The 14128-nt window shown below is 56.5% G+C and carries 13 protein-coding genes and 2 pseudogenes; 8 read left to right on the top strand and 7 right to left on the bottom strand.

Going from position 1 to position 14128, the window contains the following annotated elements:
• Positions 1 to 80: 80 nt before the first annotated feature.
• From A8B82_RS10295 to A8B82_RS10305, 3 genes are all read right to left on the bottom strand, one after another.
• A complete protein-coding gene (locus A8B82_RS10295; RefSeq protein ID WP_067291694.1) occupies positions 81 to 1424 on the bottom strand; it encodes a four-carbon acid sugar kinase family protein in 1344 nt (447 codons plus the stop codon).
• On the bottom strand, positions 1421 to 2683 hold the full coding sequence (locus A8B82_RS10300) for a ribulose-bisphosphate carboxylase large subunit family protein (RefSeq protein ID WP_067291697.1): 1263 nt from the start codon (positions 2681 to 2683) through the stop codon (positions 1421 to 1423). Before A8B82_RS10300 ends, A8B82_RS10295 begins: the two co-directional genes overlap by 4 nt.
• 153 nt (positions 2684 to 2836) lie before the next feature.
• The gene (locus A8B82_RS10305) at positions 2837 to 3880 is read right to left on the bottom strand and encodes a TRAP transporter substrate-binding protein (protein ID WP_082899238.1); all 1044 of its coding nucleotides are present in this window, start codon (positions 3878 to 3880) and stop codon (positions 2837 to 2839) included.
• A gap of 801 nt (positions 3881 to 4681) precedes the next feature.
• Between A8B82_RS10305 and A8B82_RS10315 the strand changes: the two genes are divergently transcribed.
• Together A8B82_RS10315 and A8B82_RS10320 are read left to right on the top strand one after the other, a co-directional pair.
• Positions 4682 to 5248 carry a TRAP transporter small permease gene (locus A8B82_RS10315; RefSeq protein ID WP_067291704.1) on the top strand — a complete coding sequence of 189 codons (567 nt, stop codon included), beginning with the start codon at positions 4682 to 4684 and terminating at the stop codon, positions 5246 to 5248.
• 1 nt (position 5249) lies between these two features.
• Positions 5250 to 6545, top strand: coding sequence for a TRAP transporter large permease (locus A8B82_RS10320; RefSeq protein WP_067291706.1), 1296 nt, complete (start codon positions 5250 to 5252; stop codon positions 6543 to 6545).
• Here A8B82_RS10320 and A8B82_RS10325 read toward each other — a convergent pair.
• On the bottom strand, positions 6538 to 6723 hold the full coding sequence (locus A8B82_RS10325) for a hypothetical protein (protein ID WP_067291709.1): 186 nt from the start codon (positions 6721 to 6723) through the stop codon (positions 6538 to 6540). The genes A8B82_RS10320 and A8B82_RS10325 overlap by 8 nt on opposite strands.
• Between A8B82_RS10325 and A8B82_RS24520 the strand changes: the two are divergent.
• Positions 6673 to 6876: pseudogene (locus A8B82_RS24520) on the top strand (IS3 family transposase); the annotation flags it as partial. The gene A8B82_RS10325 and the pseudogene A8B82_RS24520 sit on opposite strands and share 51 nt — an antisense overlap.
• 322 nt (positions 6877 to 7198) lie before the next feature.
• Here A8B82_RS24520 and A8B82_RS10330 read toward each other — a convergent pair.
• Positions 7199 to 8167 carry an MBL fold metallo-hydrolase gene (locus A8B82_RS10330; protein WP_067291712.1) on the bottom strand — a complete coding sequence of 323 codons (969 nt, stop codon included), beginning with the start codon at positions 8165 to 8167 and terminating at the stop codon, positions 7199 to 7201.
• 355 nt (positions 8168 to 8522) lie between these two features.
• Entirely contained in the window at positions 8523 to 9335 is an 813-nt protein-coding gene (locus tag A8B82_RS10335; protein ID WP_067291715.1) for a helix-turn-helix transcriptional regulator, read from the bottom strand.
• Between the two features lie 519 nt (positions 9336 to 9854).
• Here A8B82_RS10335 and A8B82_RS10340 point away from each other — a divergent pair.
• The 4 genes and pseudogenes from A8B82_RS10340 to A8B82_RS24795 form a co-directional block, all read left to right on the top strand.
• A complete protein-coding gene (locus A8B82_RS10340; RefSeq protein ID WP_201120778.1) occupies positions 9855 to 10409 on the top strand; it encodes a PCC domain-containing protein in 555 nt (184 codons plus the stop codon).
• Positions 10402 to 10794 carry a PPC domain-containing DNA-binding protein gene (locus A8B82_RS10345; protein WP_067291721.1) on the top strand — a complete coding sequence of 131 codons (393 nt, stop codon included), beginning with the start codon at positions 10402 to 10404 and terminating at the stop codon, positions 10792 to 10794. The genes A8B82_RS10340 and A8B82_RS10345 overlap by 8 nt, the downstream gene beginning before the upstream one ends.
• 601 nt (positions 10795 to 11395) lie before the next feature.
• The gene (locus A8B82_RS10350) at positions 11396 to 12064 is read left to right on the top strand and encodes a VOC family protein (protein WP_201120779.1); all 669 of its coding nucleotides are present in this window, start codon (positions 11396 to 11398) and stop codon (positions 12062 to 12064) included.
• Positions 12065 to 12262: 198 nt separating this feature from the next.
• Positions 12263 to 12667: pseudogene (locus tag A8B82_RS24795) on the top strand (transposase); the annotation flags it as partial.
• A gap of 177 nt (positions 12668 to 12844) precedes the next feature.
• Here the strand turns inward: A8B82_RS24795 and A8B82_RS24800 are convergent.
• Positions 12845 to 13123: a DUF1289 domain-containing protein gene (locus A8B82_RS24800; RefSeq protein ID WP_443069337.1), complete on the bottom strand. Its 279-nt coding sequence runs from the start codon at positions 13121 to 13123 to the stop codon at positions 12845 to 12847.
• A 193-nt stretch (positions 13124 to 13316) separates the two neighbouring features.
• Between A8B82_RS24800 and A8B82_RS10360 the strand changes: the two genes are divergently transcribed.
• The gene (locus tag A8B82_RS10360; RefSeq protein WP_067291723.1) at positions 13317 to 13949 is read left to right on the top strand and encodes a MarR family winged helix-turn-helix transcriptional regulator; all 633 of its coding nucleotides are present in this window, start codon (positions 13317 to 13319) and stop codon (positions 13947 to 13949) included.
• The last annotated feature ends 179 nt before the right edge of the window (positions 13950 to 14128 follow it).

Consider the following 14128-nt stretch of genomic DNA (forward strand, 5'->3'; position numbering starts at 1 on the left):
GACCGGCAGCCTATCCAATCCTTTTCCGGAACGGCGATCGCGGAGTACCGTCCGATACCTTCCATCTGCGCAGTCACAAGTCAGTTCGACCTGCGAATCTCCTCGAAAAAATTATCCGTCCCCATCTGACCACCCTTGAGAACGATCTCCATCCCGTCGAACGTGCCCTCCTCCGCATGGACCCGGCACAACGGTGCTCCGGGCGCCGCCGGGGCAATCATTGAAAGGGCATAGATGCCCATTTCAGCGACGACGCCGCTGGAGGTATCGCCCCCCGAGACGATGGCCCGACCAATCTTTGAACGCTTCAGGACCTCGCGGAATATCCGCGCCAGAATCGACGAAAGTTGGTCGGAAAATTTGTGCGGATCGCGCGCCTGCAACTCTTGCTCCTCCTGTGTGGGGGCCCCGAGTGCCGTATAGGCGACGACGCTCTTTCCGGCTTCAAGCTCGGCCACCACATCCGCAATAACGGTTTCGACTTCGCTTTCCTGCCGGTCGGGGTCCAGCAGGGTGATCGGGCTGATCTGTCGCCCCACAAAACCCGCATCCAAAGCCGAGAGAATTTGGCGCTCTGTCAGGGGCGAGCAGCTACCGGACATGACAAAAAGCTTATCGACCTCGCTCCGCAGATGCGCCGGTTCGTCGTCCGGCGCGATGTGCCCGGACCTTCGCCAATATTCCACCAGACCATACTCGACGCCGGACGAACCGGCGCAAAAGACCGGAGCCTCTTGAGCGCTGCGCCACAGGAGTTCTCCTGCGCGAGCGCTGCTCTCCTTGTCCGCCACGTCGTAAAACAGCACCTGGGCACCGTTGGCGCGCAATCTGCTGTCGCAGTCGCAATAGTCCTCCCCAAGGATCTCCGCGATGTCGAGCAGATCAATTGACCGGTCTGTCTGCTGGCCAAGATGCAGGCGGAGGTCACCTTCGTGCATGGGGGTAATGGGATGGGCGCTCATCACCGGATGACGGTCGATCCGATAGATAGCGCTCCCAAAGCCAGCGAATAGGTTTCCAAATGTTTGATAGCGACGCAGGCTGGGGGCGCCAACAATCACTGGCACGCAGGCGGATGAAAAAATATCCGCCCCAATGTCGATCGCACGCCCAATGCTGCCTGTATGGGGCGCACTGTCGAAGGTCGAGCAGACCTTATAATGGCAAACTGGTGCGCCCAGTTCCTTGAGCGCCTCGAAGATCGGCGGTAGATTTTCGCTCATCCAGTCCGGTGACTTGCTGCGGCTGTTACCGGCAACTCCAATGGCGCGCAGACCATCGAATTGGGCAAGGCGTTGGGCAGAGGGAACCTCCAGAAACAAGACAGCAGGCACACCGTTTCGGCAGAGCGACTCCATAGCGTCGGTCGAGCCTGTGAAATCGTCGCCATAAAAGGTCAGCAGTAGATTTGATTTTTCACTCACTTTTCAAAGTACTCCAACGCTTGTGCAAGATGGGGGCGGTTCTGTGCATAGTCTGACGGGGCCACACCTTCGACGGCGGCCTGCCATGCATCGCGAACACTTTCGACACCAGCCGCAATTCCCGAAGGATGGCCGATAATACCGCCTCCGCAGCAGTAGATTAGGTCAGTGCTGCCCACCGATTTGAAGGTCTCCCCTGCCTGAACGGCTGTCTGTCCAGAGGAAAACACCGGCATTGCCTGGTAGGGGGCATCTTCGAACAGAGGTGTCAGGCAAGCGCGCGCCGAGGCGACAACGCTTTGATCAGGCTCGGAAAATTTGTTGGAAATCCCGTTAACATGCATGTGATCCGCGCCCGCCAGCCGCCAAAGCTTTTGCCAGGCGCGGTACTCGATTCCGATATGGGGCGAGCGATAGAAAAGGCCCCATCCATTTCTATGGCCATGGATGGGCAGTTGGCTGTGGCGGCGCAATGCCCCGAACCCGGCCAGTCCCACGCTGTTGAGGCTCGCCATGACACAAGTGCCGCCCTCTTCGCGGACCCGGTCATGTCGCCGCAGCATCTCGTCGGTTTCACCGGTGACATTGAACGCGTACATCGGTTTGCGCCCGGTGCGCTCTGCGTGATCACGAATGACTGCCATTACCTTGGTTACGCGTTCGTCGAATGGACAGTGCGGCCCATCAGCCTGCAGCTCGTCATCCTTGATGAAATCGATTCCGGCTTCAACGAGATCCTTGACGATCTCTGCGGTCTGATCCGGCGACAGGCCAACTGATGGTTTTATGATCGTGCCGACCAGTGGGCCAGAGGACACTCCGGCAAGCTCTCGTGTGCCAGTAATGCCAAATGCGGGGCCCTGGTAGGTCTCGGCAAAAGCCCGTGGCGGGGCGACGTCGATCAGGCGCAGTCCGGAAAATTGCTGCAATTCGAAGAGGTTGCCCGCTATCGTGGCCAGCAGGTTGGGCAATGACGTTCCCATATTGGCGAGAGGCCAGGAAATCGTCACTTGCGCGCGTTGCCATTTCGGTGAGGAAACACCTTTCGGCGTCATGGCACCGGGCAGAGAGGGTGTCGACACGGTCTCCAGTGGCGTGATCGTCTCGACCACGGCTGCGGAACGCGCTTTCAGTTCTGCGTCTTCATTGGGGATTTTGAGAAACGTGCCCGAGGATTGCTCACCAGCCATTGCCGCGGCTGCTACCTCTAGCGGGTATGCGGTTTCGATCCAGTAGGTCGCGACGATACGTTCAGTCAAAGGGGATCTCTCACAAAAAATAGAAGTGGTCTTTTTGAAACAAGACCGGCGGAAACGCGGATCATTTCGAGCAAGACATGCTGATGATTATTGGCAGATTGATCCGGTCAAGCCGCGGCGCCCCCTGAGGGCGCCGCGTCCGGGATCAACCTATTACTTTTTCGCTTCTTCGATGAGCGCCGCACGATATGCCTCAAGCAGCTCTTCGGGCTTCTCATAGCCCTTTTCCTTGGCGCGCTTGAGCCAATCCTCCTCGATCGGTGCGAACAGAGTGCGCATGTGCTCCACATCTTCGGAGGAGGCCGTTACAACACTATAATTGTAGTCGGCTTTCAGCACTTTGATCGCATCAAGGTCCTGAGCCTCCCATTCCGCGCCAAACTTTGCCGCAACTTTGTCGGCCGAGATTGCCATGATCGCTGCACGGTCAGCCTCGGAGATCTTGGCCCATGTATTGCTGTTGACGATGATCATGGAGACAGGGCCCGTTAGGCCGCCAGGCACCATGTAGGCACTGTCGGTCAGGTCAGCCTGGTTGAAACCCACCAAGGTGCTGGGGAGCGTGACCTGGCCGTCGATTACGCCGGTCGACAACATCTCATAGGCTTCTGCCGGCGTTTTGGTGATTGGAACACCGTCAAGAAGCTTTACGATCTCGATGACGTTGGAGCTCGGCGCCCTGAGCTTCAAACCTGCGATATCTTCAGCCTTGTTGATGACTTTGCCCTTAACAAAGAAATGCGATGCCGAGAGCGGGAAGGTCGTCAGAACGTGGACACCATCATAAACATTGAAGTCTTCCAGGTATTCCCGATAGATGCGATCATATACCGGCGCGTGGATCGAAGCGCGATCGGACGTCAGCGGGAGATCGGCAAACTCGGCCACAGGAAAACGCCCAGGCGTGAAGCCGGTGGTGAACCAGCCTGCGTCAGCCAAACCGTCGCGCACCACGTCGAACTGGCTTGCGGGAGTGCCAACGACCTTTGGAAGAATGTCAACCTTTACGCGACCTTCGGTAACCTTTTCGATTTCAGCGAACCAAGGTTCAATCACATCTGTAAGCGCGAAGTAGTTCCCAGGAAACCAGTTCGAATATTTTATCGTCACGGTTTCTTGCGCAGCGGCGCCCATGGGCAGCATCGTCAGACAGAGGCTGGTTACGACCCCCACGAAATTTAATCGTTTATACAACATTAAGTTCTCCTCCCTTGATTATTATAGGTGCCGGCGCAGCTACCGGCGCGGTCCAGCATGGGCATGTCACACCAAATCAAGAATTGAGTATGTCCCTGCGGTGTGTGACATCTGACAAAGTTTGTTCATGGTTAGGTGCGGGGCACAGCAAGTTGCGCCGTTGGGGTGACCCAGCTGCCTGAAGAGTAAATCGCCAGCCGTCGTAGATCGCATGTCCTTGAGGATCATCGCTAAAGCGAGGTGAGTAATGTGAGAACGACCGGAAAACGACAATGCGGACTGCTAAAAGTCTCAAATTCATACTGGGGGGAGTCCATATGAACACTGTCAATGGCATCGGAGCGGCGATGGCTGCTTCTGCTATAGTCAGAATTTGCGCGAGGCGTGGCACAATGCCATTCATCGTAGTTTGCGACGAGATGTCAGTCCACTTAAGGGCGACATGTCTGCAGTTCGGGGCGATCGTGCGGTCTACCAAAAATCGGGTGATGATCGACCTTCTGTCCGGAATCTCGGGAGGCGCGGCAAGCTAGCTCTGCGTCGTGAGGATGTTTTTGCCTTAAGACCTTTGTTTTGGCCGGGTGTCGGCCAGAAAGGTTTTTACGCATTTTGACGAACAAGCATGCAGCGTCGAGTTCAGTACCATCCACTCAAATCCCCTAGGCGACAGGTGACCATGCAACGTGCCATATCAAGCATGTGCGATCTGCATAAGGTCATATGTCATTCAACTTATCACTGCGGCGGCTGCCGCGAAGACAACAGCGACGTCGTGACCCCCTTTCATTCTGGAGTTCAAAGATGACAAGAAAACTTGCAACAATCGCCAGCGTACTCGCTGCGACTGCGCTTTTTGCGCTGATGATGGTGACATTTGTCGATGTGATTGGCCGGAGTGTCTTCAATCGGCCACTCACGGGTGGCAGCGAATTATCCGAAATCCTGCTCGCCGCCTCAATTTTTCTGATGCTGCCACTGGTTGCAGCAAGCGAAGAGCATATCGCGGTCGACTTGATAGATCCTTTTCGAGGTATTTTCTTGGTGCGGGTCGAAAAGATTCTCGTGACCGTTCTCGGGTCGGGGCTCTTTGCAATTATCGGCTGGAGGTTGTGGATTATTGGGGATCAGGCCGTCGGTTACCAAGATACCACGCCTTCGCTGCAAATTCCACTTGCGCCCATCATGTATAGCATTTCGATCTTGTCGTTTGTTGCAGCGCTCATGTTTTTTGCGGCTTTGCGAAATTGGAACCTGAAAGAAACGAAGAACCCCGAACTTGAACGGATCCTGAAGGCCGAAGGGCTCGATAGCCCGACTTCCGATGAACCTACCAGCGAAAAGCCCTCGAAGACGACGGTGGAGAACTAATATGACAATTGCTCTGATCGGTTTTGCTTTTGCATTCCTCCTCATCTTCCTGCGCGTTCCAATCGCCCTTGCAATGGGCGTCACGGGGTTTCTCGGCTTCGGCCATCTCGTGGGCTGGCCCCAATCTGCCATCATGGCTGCTATCGTCACGCGTGAGAGTACGATGTCCTATGCCATGGTGGTGATCCCGCTCTTTATCCTGATGGGCAACTTCATTGCCGGCACCGGCGTGTCGCGTGAGATTTACCATGCGGCGCAGGCGTTTGTCGGCCATCGCCGGGGCGGCCTGGCTATGGCCACAGTGCTGGCAAGTGGCGGATTTGCCTCGATTTGCGGATCAAGCGTCGCCACAGTGGTGACCATCGGCAAGGTCGCCATGCCCTCGATGCGCCACTACAAATACGATGACGGCCTGAGTACCGCCTCCATTGCGGCTGGTGCAACTCTGGGCATTCTCATTCCGCCGAGCGTGTTGATGGTGGTCTACGGAATCCTCACTGAAACCCATATCGGCAAACTCTATGCGGCGGGGCTCATCCCCGGTCTGCTAGGCGTGCTGCTTTATCTGGCTGCCGTGCGCTACACGGTCAAGCGCAGCCCGACCGCTGCCCCAACGGCCCCCCTTGTAAGTTGGGGTGATAGGTTCAGATCGCTCGCCGGAGTCTGGGCTGCACTTTTGCTGTTTGTCACTGTGATCGGCGGAATCTATTTGGGAGTTTTCACCGCGACAGAGGCGGCAGGTTTTGGGGCCTTCGGCGCCTTCATCATCGCGCTTGCACGCAGGAAGCTCACACTTCGGAAGCTCTACGACATCCTGATCGACAGTGCCCGAACAACAGCAATCCTGTTTGCGCTGGTGATCGGTGCGGCACTGTTTAGCGAGTTCTTGAACTATTCCGGCGTGCACCGCGCATTGTTGGAGTTCATGACCCAATCGGGGTTCTCGCCTGCGATGATCATCGTTGTGATCTGCTTGATCTACGTGTTGTTGGGAATGGTGATGGAAACGATGTCCATGATCTTTCTGACAGTCCCACTGTTTTTCCCCATCGTGGTCGGACTGGGATTTGATCCGGTATGGTTTGGCATCATTCTCGTGATGCTCTGCGAGCTGGGGCTCATCACGCCACCGATTGGAATTAATCTGTTCGTCATGCGCTCCGTTGCGCCGGACGTGCCGATCAGCAAGATCATTCGCGGTGTGATACCCTTCATCAGCGTGGATATCGTTAGAATTGCCCTTGTAGCGTTGTTTCCAGTCATCGCTTTGTTTCTTCCTGAGCTGCTATTCAACTAGCCTCCCGGAAGCGACAGGCAGCCATCGGTGATGTCACGTTCAGTGCGCTGTTGTTGTCCGCGTCACGAGTCGTGCATACCTGACTGACCCAGGTGCCGCTGATTACGATCAGCGGCACCGCGTCTTTGTTCTTCGCGAACCAAAGGGCCTGAGGTTCAGGGTTCTCGATGACCGCCATTCCGTATTTGCCATCGGGCGGATGTGCCGTGTTATGAACGTCAGCTCACACGGTTTGCGGGCATTCCACAATCATACTGCCAGCCGCAGTCAGCGATCTGATTTGGCCACTTTGGCGCGGATCAAAGAAAAGTCCCGCCTCAGCCTGGGCAGCTAACTTGAGCGGGAAAATGTGCAAGGTTTAGGGCGTGGATCACCGGGCGGCTTGCAGAACTTCGTGACGGTTCCGTCAGCAATTCCAAACGGATTCTTTGCCCCAATATGCCACCCGTCAGCCAGAACCATCATTGCAGGCACTCGATTTCTGGAGGATCGCGGCGAACATCGCCTGACCCCACGAAGGCGGGTCTTCGCGGATTGCCGACAGGCTGCCATGCCAACACCCCGGCAGCACCTTCAATCAGACGCAGTCAGGCCCGCGATGTCGCCTTGATGACACCGCGGGCCGCTCAATTTTCTACTGAATTCGTGCTGTGCTACCGATTGGCCGAGTATTCAGCGGGAACATAGGTAAAGCCATCCCCTTTTGCCAAAAGGTGGCCAATGCCGGGAAAGGAAAAATGCGCGCCAGCTATCCATTGGCGCTTCCCGGATGCACCATCAAGGACGGTCTTGCGGACAGCCGCGGCCTCATCTTGGTCAAGGTCGAAGACCATCGAATATTCAGGATGCGCAAACTGAACTTGCGGAACATGGAGAAGGTCACCCAGCAGCACCAGACTCTCACCTTCGCTTTCGATTGCATAAACGGTATGCCCAGTCGAATGGCCTATTGCAGGCAGGGCGCGCACGCCAGGAACGATCTCGCGCTCACCGGAAAAGGCGACGAGCTGGCCTGCTTCCTGATAGGCTGACAGCAAGGATTGCGCAGCGGAGAAGTTCAATTCGTCAAGGCCAGCAGCGGCCTCTTTCTTGTCCGGGTCGGTGAAGAAGTCTATATCGCCCTGGCCCACCCAGACCTTGGCGTTCGGATATGCAGGTTTGCCCTCGATGGACAATCCCCCTGAATGGTCGCCGTGGATGTGGGTCAAAAGGACCAAATCTACCTGATCTGGCTGGTAGCCGGCTGCGATCAGGTTCTGCTGCGTCTGACCCAGCGTCGGACCATACAGGCTTCCACCTCCTGCATCGACGAGGATCAGCTGCGCACCTGTGTCGATCAGAAAGGCATTGACCGACATTTCCATCGGCAGCTTGGCAAATGCCAACTCGAACGCGGCGGCAACCTCGCCAGGTTCGGGACCAATAAGAAGCTGATCGACCGGCAGATCGAACGTGCCGTCGCTCAATGACGTGATCGCGAAGTTACCAAGGGTCCATTTGTAAAAGCCCGGCGCCTGCCTTGGCATGGTAGTCACTTCATCAGCGGCGTATCCCTTGACCGGGAGCGCAACGGTTCCGACACCGATGGTCAGCGCCAGGGCAATTGAAGGAATTATCCTCATCAAGTCTGTCTTTATCGTGGCCCTACCCATTTTTCTTCCCTTCCAAATTTTTCTTGGTGGGGCACCCACCCCGAAGCCAAGAGTTATGATCGCTCACGCTAGAGGGAAAGTTCGGCAGTCAATGTAACCGCTGGTGGGGACAACCTATGGCACTTCGCGTTAAACTTGAATCACCAAACGCTGCCTGAATGCATACTTTTCAACGCGTTAAGTGATGAGAAATGCGTCATGGTAAATGCGGAACGCTGTAATCGGAGTATTTGAATGGCAATGCCGTTCCGACGCTTGCGTTTGTCTCCGCTGATGACGCTCTCCCACGGCGCGACCTGCGCGGGTATCTGGGGAAGGCAGGCAGTCAGTTCAGTGTGGGCTGCGTGTTCGACGGCTGCCCGCCGCTCCATAGCGCCAGATACCACATGAGCAGCTCACGCCGGCAGCCAATTCCAAGGCGCTGATACGCCCGTTTGCGATAGGTCATGACGCTCTCTTTGCCAATGCCCAGATCAAGCGCGATCCCTATGGACGAGAGGCCGTAAAGAATGCGCGCGCAAACCTCACCCTCACGGCGCGAAAGGTGCTTGGAGGACAAAATGCATGTTTCGATATTCTCCAGCAAGGAGAGCGCCGGTGTGAGGTTGGGGCGCCGAAGCGTGAGATCAAGATGCTTGACGATGGCTGAAATCACGATGCCGGCAGCCTGTCGGAGGCTCTTTACGTCCTCGTCGGTGAGTTCTGCCTGATGTGCTGAACGCATGATTTGCAGGCAGTAGGACGCCTCGGGCCGACGGGCGCAAATCATGACGCGCTGGTGCCGCCGCAGCGTGCGGACCGGGCTCTGGGCGATCTCATCGTCGCTGATGTTGGCGACGTCGATCCGCAGTCCCGTTCCTGACATGGAAAGCTGTCGCCTCACCTCATAGACGGTCAGGTCGGACCGCGCTACTGCGCGTGCCCCTTCAACACTGGCGGACGCAACTTCGGACAGTTCAAAACCTTCCAACCGGTAGACGGAGCAATGGTCGGCACCCAGCAACTTGTCGAAGCAGGATAGCAGACTATCGGCAAAACTGTCGCTCCCGATCGCTTCCACGATCTCAGGCAATTCTACCAAATCGAAGGGTGCTCCTTGGTCGCCGTTGGCAACGGAAAAAATAAGTGAAGCCGTCATCGAAAAGTCCTCCCATACCTTCCTGCACTGGAATATTATTGCATTTTTAAAAATATGCAATGTGAAACTAATATTCAGAACCCCCGGCTTTATCCAAATTTAAAATACTGATTTTACTTATTTAAATTTCACCTGGGGAATCCCGAAATTTTCACGCCAGAGTCGCAATCTGTATTCTGGTGAAAAAAACTTGTCCCTGCGGCGCCAAACGGACCTCGCGCGGCGGGGAGACCGGCCTTGGGATCAGTGTGCCGGGCAAGACCGGCCGACACCGCGGTCAGGTCCTGCGCGCATAAAGCCTTCTCTTTGTCGCCTGATGCGTAACCGGGCATGGGGACAGACCAATTGGGCGGAGACGGTTTGATTGTAGCGGTCGTCTGACCGAAGTGAGGGCTGAAGTGTTTATGGAATTACGTCGATACCCGGCCGACCGTGACGGCATGGACGTGGCCCACGGCCTTCTCAACTGATTCAGACCTGCCCGAACCCTTTAATTACTCAAGACAATCGGAGATCTCATTGAGACAAACTCCCAAACTTCAGCCGCTGCGTTCCCGAAGTCTGATCCATCCCGGACAAATGAACCCGGTTCGGGTTCACTGTGAAGGATCGCCATTTGGACGTCATGTGCGCCTGCAGCTTCAACCCGGCGCCAACCTGTACGAGAGCATCGCAGTGCCCCTTGCGGCATGCGGCATCAAGAGTGCGTCCATGACGCTTCTCGGCGGCTATTACCGGGAGTTCAACTTTGTTGTTGCCCCTCCCGATCCTGAGGGAGGGGCCGTCATCGCCTTTGGTCCGCCCATCCCGACCGGCCATAGCTACATGGTTTTCGGAAACGCGACGCTGGGCACCAGTACCGAGGGCGCGCCGCTGGTGCATTGTCACGCGACAATCCGTACCGAGCGCGGCGAATTGCGGGGCGGGCACGTCTTGCCCGATCTTTGTACCGTGGGTGACGCCCCGATCTTTGCGCATGTCACTTCTCACGAAACTTTTGCCGTGCATCAGGTCTTTGACAAAGAAACCAACTTTCCGGCGCTACAACCCTACGAGGAAAAAAATCATGAGTGAGCCAATCTTGATCGAAACCGGATCGACCGGACGGGTGGCCTATGCGCGGATCGGACCGAACGAAGATTTGGTGCTGGGCATCGAAAAGATATGCCTGGCACGGGGTTTCAAGAATGCCTTTGTTCGTGGTGCAGTCGGCAGTCTTACCGACGCATGCCTCGGGACACCGGACGGCAAATACCTGCACGTTACAGGACCAGCAGTCGAGCTTACAAACCTGACCGGCGAAGTGCGCGCGACGGACGATGGCGCGGTCAGGGCGGTTTTGTCCGGGGTGGTCGCTGACACCGATGGCGAGGTCTATGGCGGCCCCTTCATAGCGGGTGCAAATCCGGTTTGCGTTACCCTCGAAGTGACTTTGGAAGAATGGTTGCCCACCGGCTGAGGCCGCTCGGGTCACGCGCGCTTCCCTGACGGGGGGCGTTGAAATGACCGGGCTTCAGCCCTCCTTCTCCAAGCTACGGATCGCCAGATTGAAACCAAAGAACGGGATCACCTCCCGCCAAAACTGATGCCAGGCCGGGACGATCGCAGCATATTTCCCGGCCCATTTTTTCCCGAAACACGGCGAGGTGTCAGTGGCGCGGCCCCGATGACGTCCTGAATGCGGTCGGGGACCGGCAGAGCCGCGCGTTGAACCGGACCTATCCGACGTGATTTTCGTAAACCTGCGGGTGAAGATCCGCGATTCTCCCAGATGAACGATGAAGAACAAGGCCGTCTATGTCGCTCTTGGCTGCGCCGGGGTGGGTCCCGTTTGGCGTATTTTTGCTTACTGATGAGATGGTTAGCACGCCGGTCCCCAGCCACAGGGACTGACGTTGCCGTACTTTTTGCCGATATTCCAGACATGCTGATTGCGGTTCAATTCCATTCCAACGGCGGGCGCCATGACGTCTGCGCCCATTGGTCAGGACTTGGCGCGGGACGCAACCGACCGCGCGCGCGGTGCAATTTTATAACACTAACCAATAGGCGGATTTGATATGTCCAACATCACAGGCGCACTTCCCAAAAACCCCGGCTCACTGAGCATGTCGAAACGTCCCAATCCCGGACTGACGCCGATGATGCTCAATCATGCTGCTTGGGTAACACCGGACGCCGAGGCAACAGCCGAGTTCTATACACGCATCATGGGTATGGATTTGGTAAGCACCGTAATCGAGGACACCAGTCCCTCGACCGGTTTGAAGATTCCCTACTTCCATCTCTTTTTCCGGATGGGTGACGGCTCGACCCTGGCATTCTTCGAGGCACCTGGCGTACCAGCGCCGGCCAAGTCGTCGCATGTTGCCTATGATGTTTTCACCCACATCGCGCTACAGGCTGCCGACCCCGATGAAGTCATGAAGTGGTACGAATGGCTGCAGTCCAACGGTCTGGAAGTTCAGGGCCCCACAGACCACAAGGGCATGATCCTCAGCATCTATTTCACCGACCCGGCGGGCATTCGGATGGAAATTACCACGCCGCTGGAAGAGAACTGGAATCGGCATGACGAAAAGGCAAAGGCCGATCTTGCCCTTTGGGTCGGAACCAAGAAAAAAGCCATCGAGGAAGGCAGAGACGTCGTAGAAGCGATGACTGACCTTTGCGTGGAAGTGCGCCAGCGCTATGACGACGAGGCGCAAGCCGCAGGTCCTGACGCTTAAGAACAACGGCTTACCTCCCAGGTGCGGCGGTCGAAAATGCAAAGCCTCTGACCGCCGCAGCTGCCTCCTTAGCAGACAGTCGGATTGATCCCCTTCTTCAAGGTTACCGCCCAGATTGTTGATGCGGCGCGACCTTGAAGACGCCAATTGAAATCAATTGGCTGCATGTCGCGTTAGAGACAGGCGTTTCTTCGGGCCGCCAACAACGACGGTGCAAATTTCCGGCTCAGCGTCATGAGTAATCTGCGCAACCGGGGCGTGGCGGACGTTCTGATCGCGGTTGCAGATGGGCTAAAAGGCTTCCCTGACGCCCCGATCCCGCAGAGCTTCAGCTTTCCCATCGTGTTAGATGCCAAGCAAAACCGACTTTCGCGTCACATCGCTGACCCAGAGCGCGGCGCTACGTCCGAAGGACGGGGCAGCGGCCAAGCGGTCATTCCTGAAAAATGCAGCGAACGGCAGGATCGAGCCGCTTTTGCGCGGCATTCGACACAGCGCCTCGAACGCTTCCGAGCGCTCCATCTGCTTTTCTCCTCAAGCAGTCATTATGGCCGCGATTGGCCGCAGGTTCGCAGCTCGGCTGCAATGCATGCCGGGTTGTGATTGTCATGGGCGGCGGCGGTTCGCGACGACCAGCCAGAATGTTCAGAACAATGCCTGCACAATGGCGAGGGTTCTACGGTGCCTCAACCCATTGGGTGCACAAATGGCCAAAGCGGCGTTGTGATCCCATGAGAACCTGCGGTGCTCCAGGCTAAGTTGCGGCCCCGGGGACGTGGTTCATTCACCCGTATTGAGCTTAACGGACTCCAACCGGCCTGGCAGCTCCGCCAAAGTTTCCCGGCGCTTGCTGTCTGGCATGTCGTACCAGCGAAATACCTCTTGAACCGTGCGTCCGCAGCCAATGCAAAAGCCGGCCTGTCGGTCCTGCTTGCAGATACGCACGCAAGGGGATTCCACCTTCCGTTCCTTTCCGGGTCCTGTGACTAGATCATCGTGCTGATCGCTGGTGCTCATCCCGCCAGTGTCTCCATTTGCTATCCCGCCAAGGTACAACATCCTATGATCCCGCGTTGTCCCCTTTTCTGGGACGCGCGGCCAGGGGCTATTCAAAGTCAAGGCTTTATGGTCCAAATTGGTGGTTCAAATTCAGCTGTCCCCCCCCAAGAGAGTAGACCTTGGAACGTCAAGCTGATAGGGCGACGGTGGCTATAAAGACGCAGCGCGGAAACGTTGGGTGAAGTGAGGTGATGTGGTAAAGTGGAAGAGCTCAGAAACTGAAGACCACGTCGGAGAAGAACTGCGTCGCCACCATCTTCCCGAGAATTTCTTCACGCCCGAAGACTCGATTGCGCACGTATTTACTGTCATCAGCAACCGCGTCAGTCACGTGCTCGAAAAGATGTACAGGGAACGCTTCCAACTGACCGTGGTTGGCTGGCGTCTGCTCGCGATAATTCGCAACCATGCCCCGTTGTCTGCCAAGAGCCTGGCCGAGATCAGCGCAATGGATCAGGTCAGCATCACCCGCGCATTGGACCAGCTCGTCGGAAAGAAATTCGTTTCCCGGCGCACGGATCGAAGGGACCGACGTCGCGTCGTGCTGCGGCTGACCAAGCGGGGAGAGGCAGTATACAACGATATTGTGCCGCTATCATACGCAGCGGACAAAGCGATAATGTCCGATCTGTCCGACGATGAGCGACATTTGATCCGGGAAATGGTGCAAAAAGTTGCTGCAAGAACAGCCGAAACCATGTCGGATGAAGTCGACTGGTTGGCGATTTTGTCACAATTCGGCTACCAGGCTTCCGGCACGAAGTCAGAGTGCAGTGAGGCCATCGAGCAGAAGTCCCAAGGTGCCAACATAGTGAGCGATAACTGAACCGCGAAGCCTATTTCCTTTGAGGGAAGGGGCGCTCAGCAGGGGTCGCTTGGCGTTTCCCATGCGCGGCATTTACGCGGTATGTTGTCCGCGTCAGATTGCAATCCTTGTCGCGCCACCCCGTTGCCCGCAATCTACACCGCAGAAACGCTGGAACTCCTGCTGCGAAGCAGGATTTG

It is taken from the genome of Sulfitobacter sp. EhC04, assembly GCF_001650875.1.
Classification (GTDB): Bacteria; Pseudomonadota; Alphaproteobacteria; order Rhodobacterales; family Rhodobacteraceae; genus Sulfitobacter.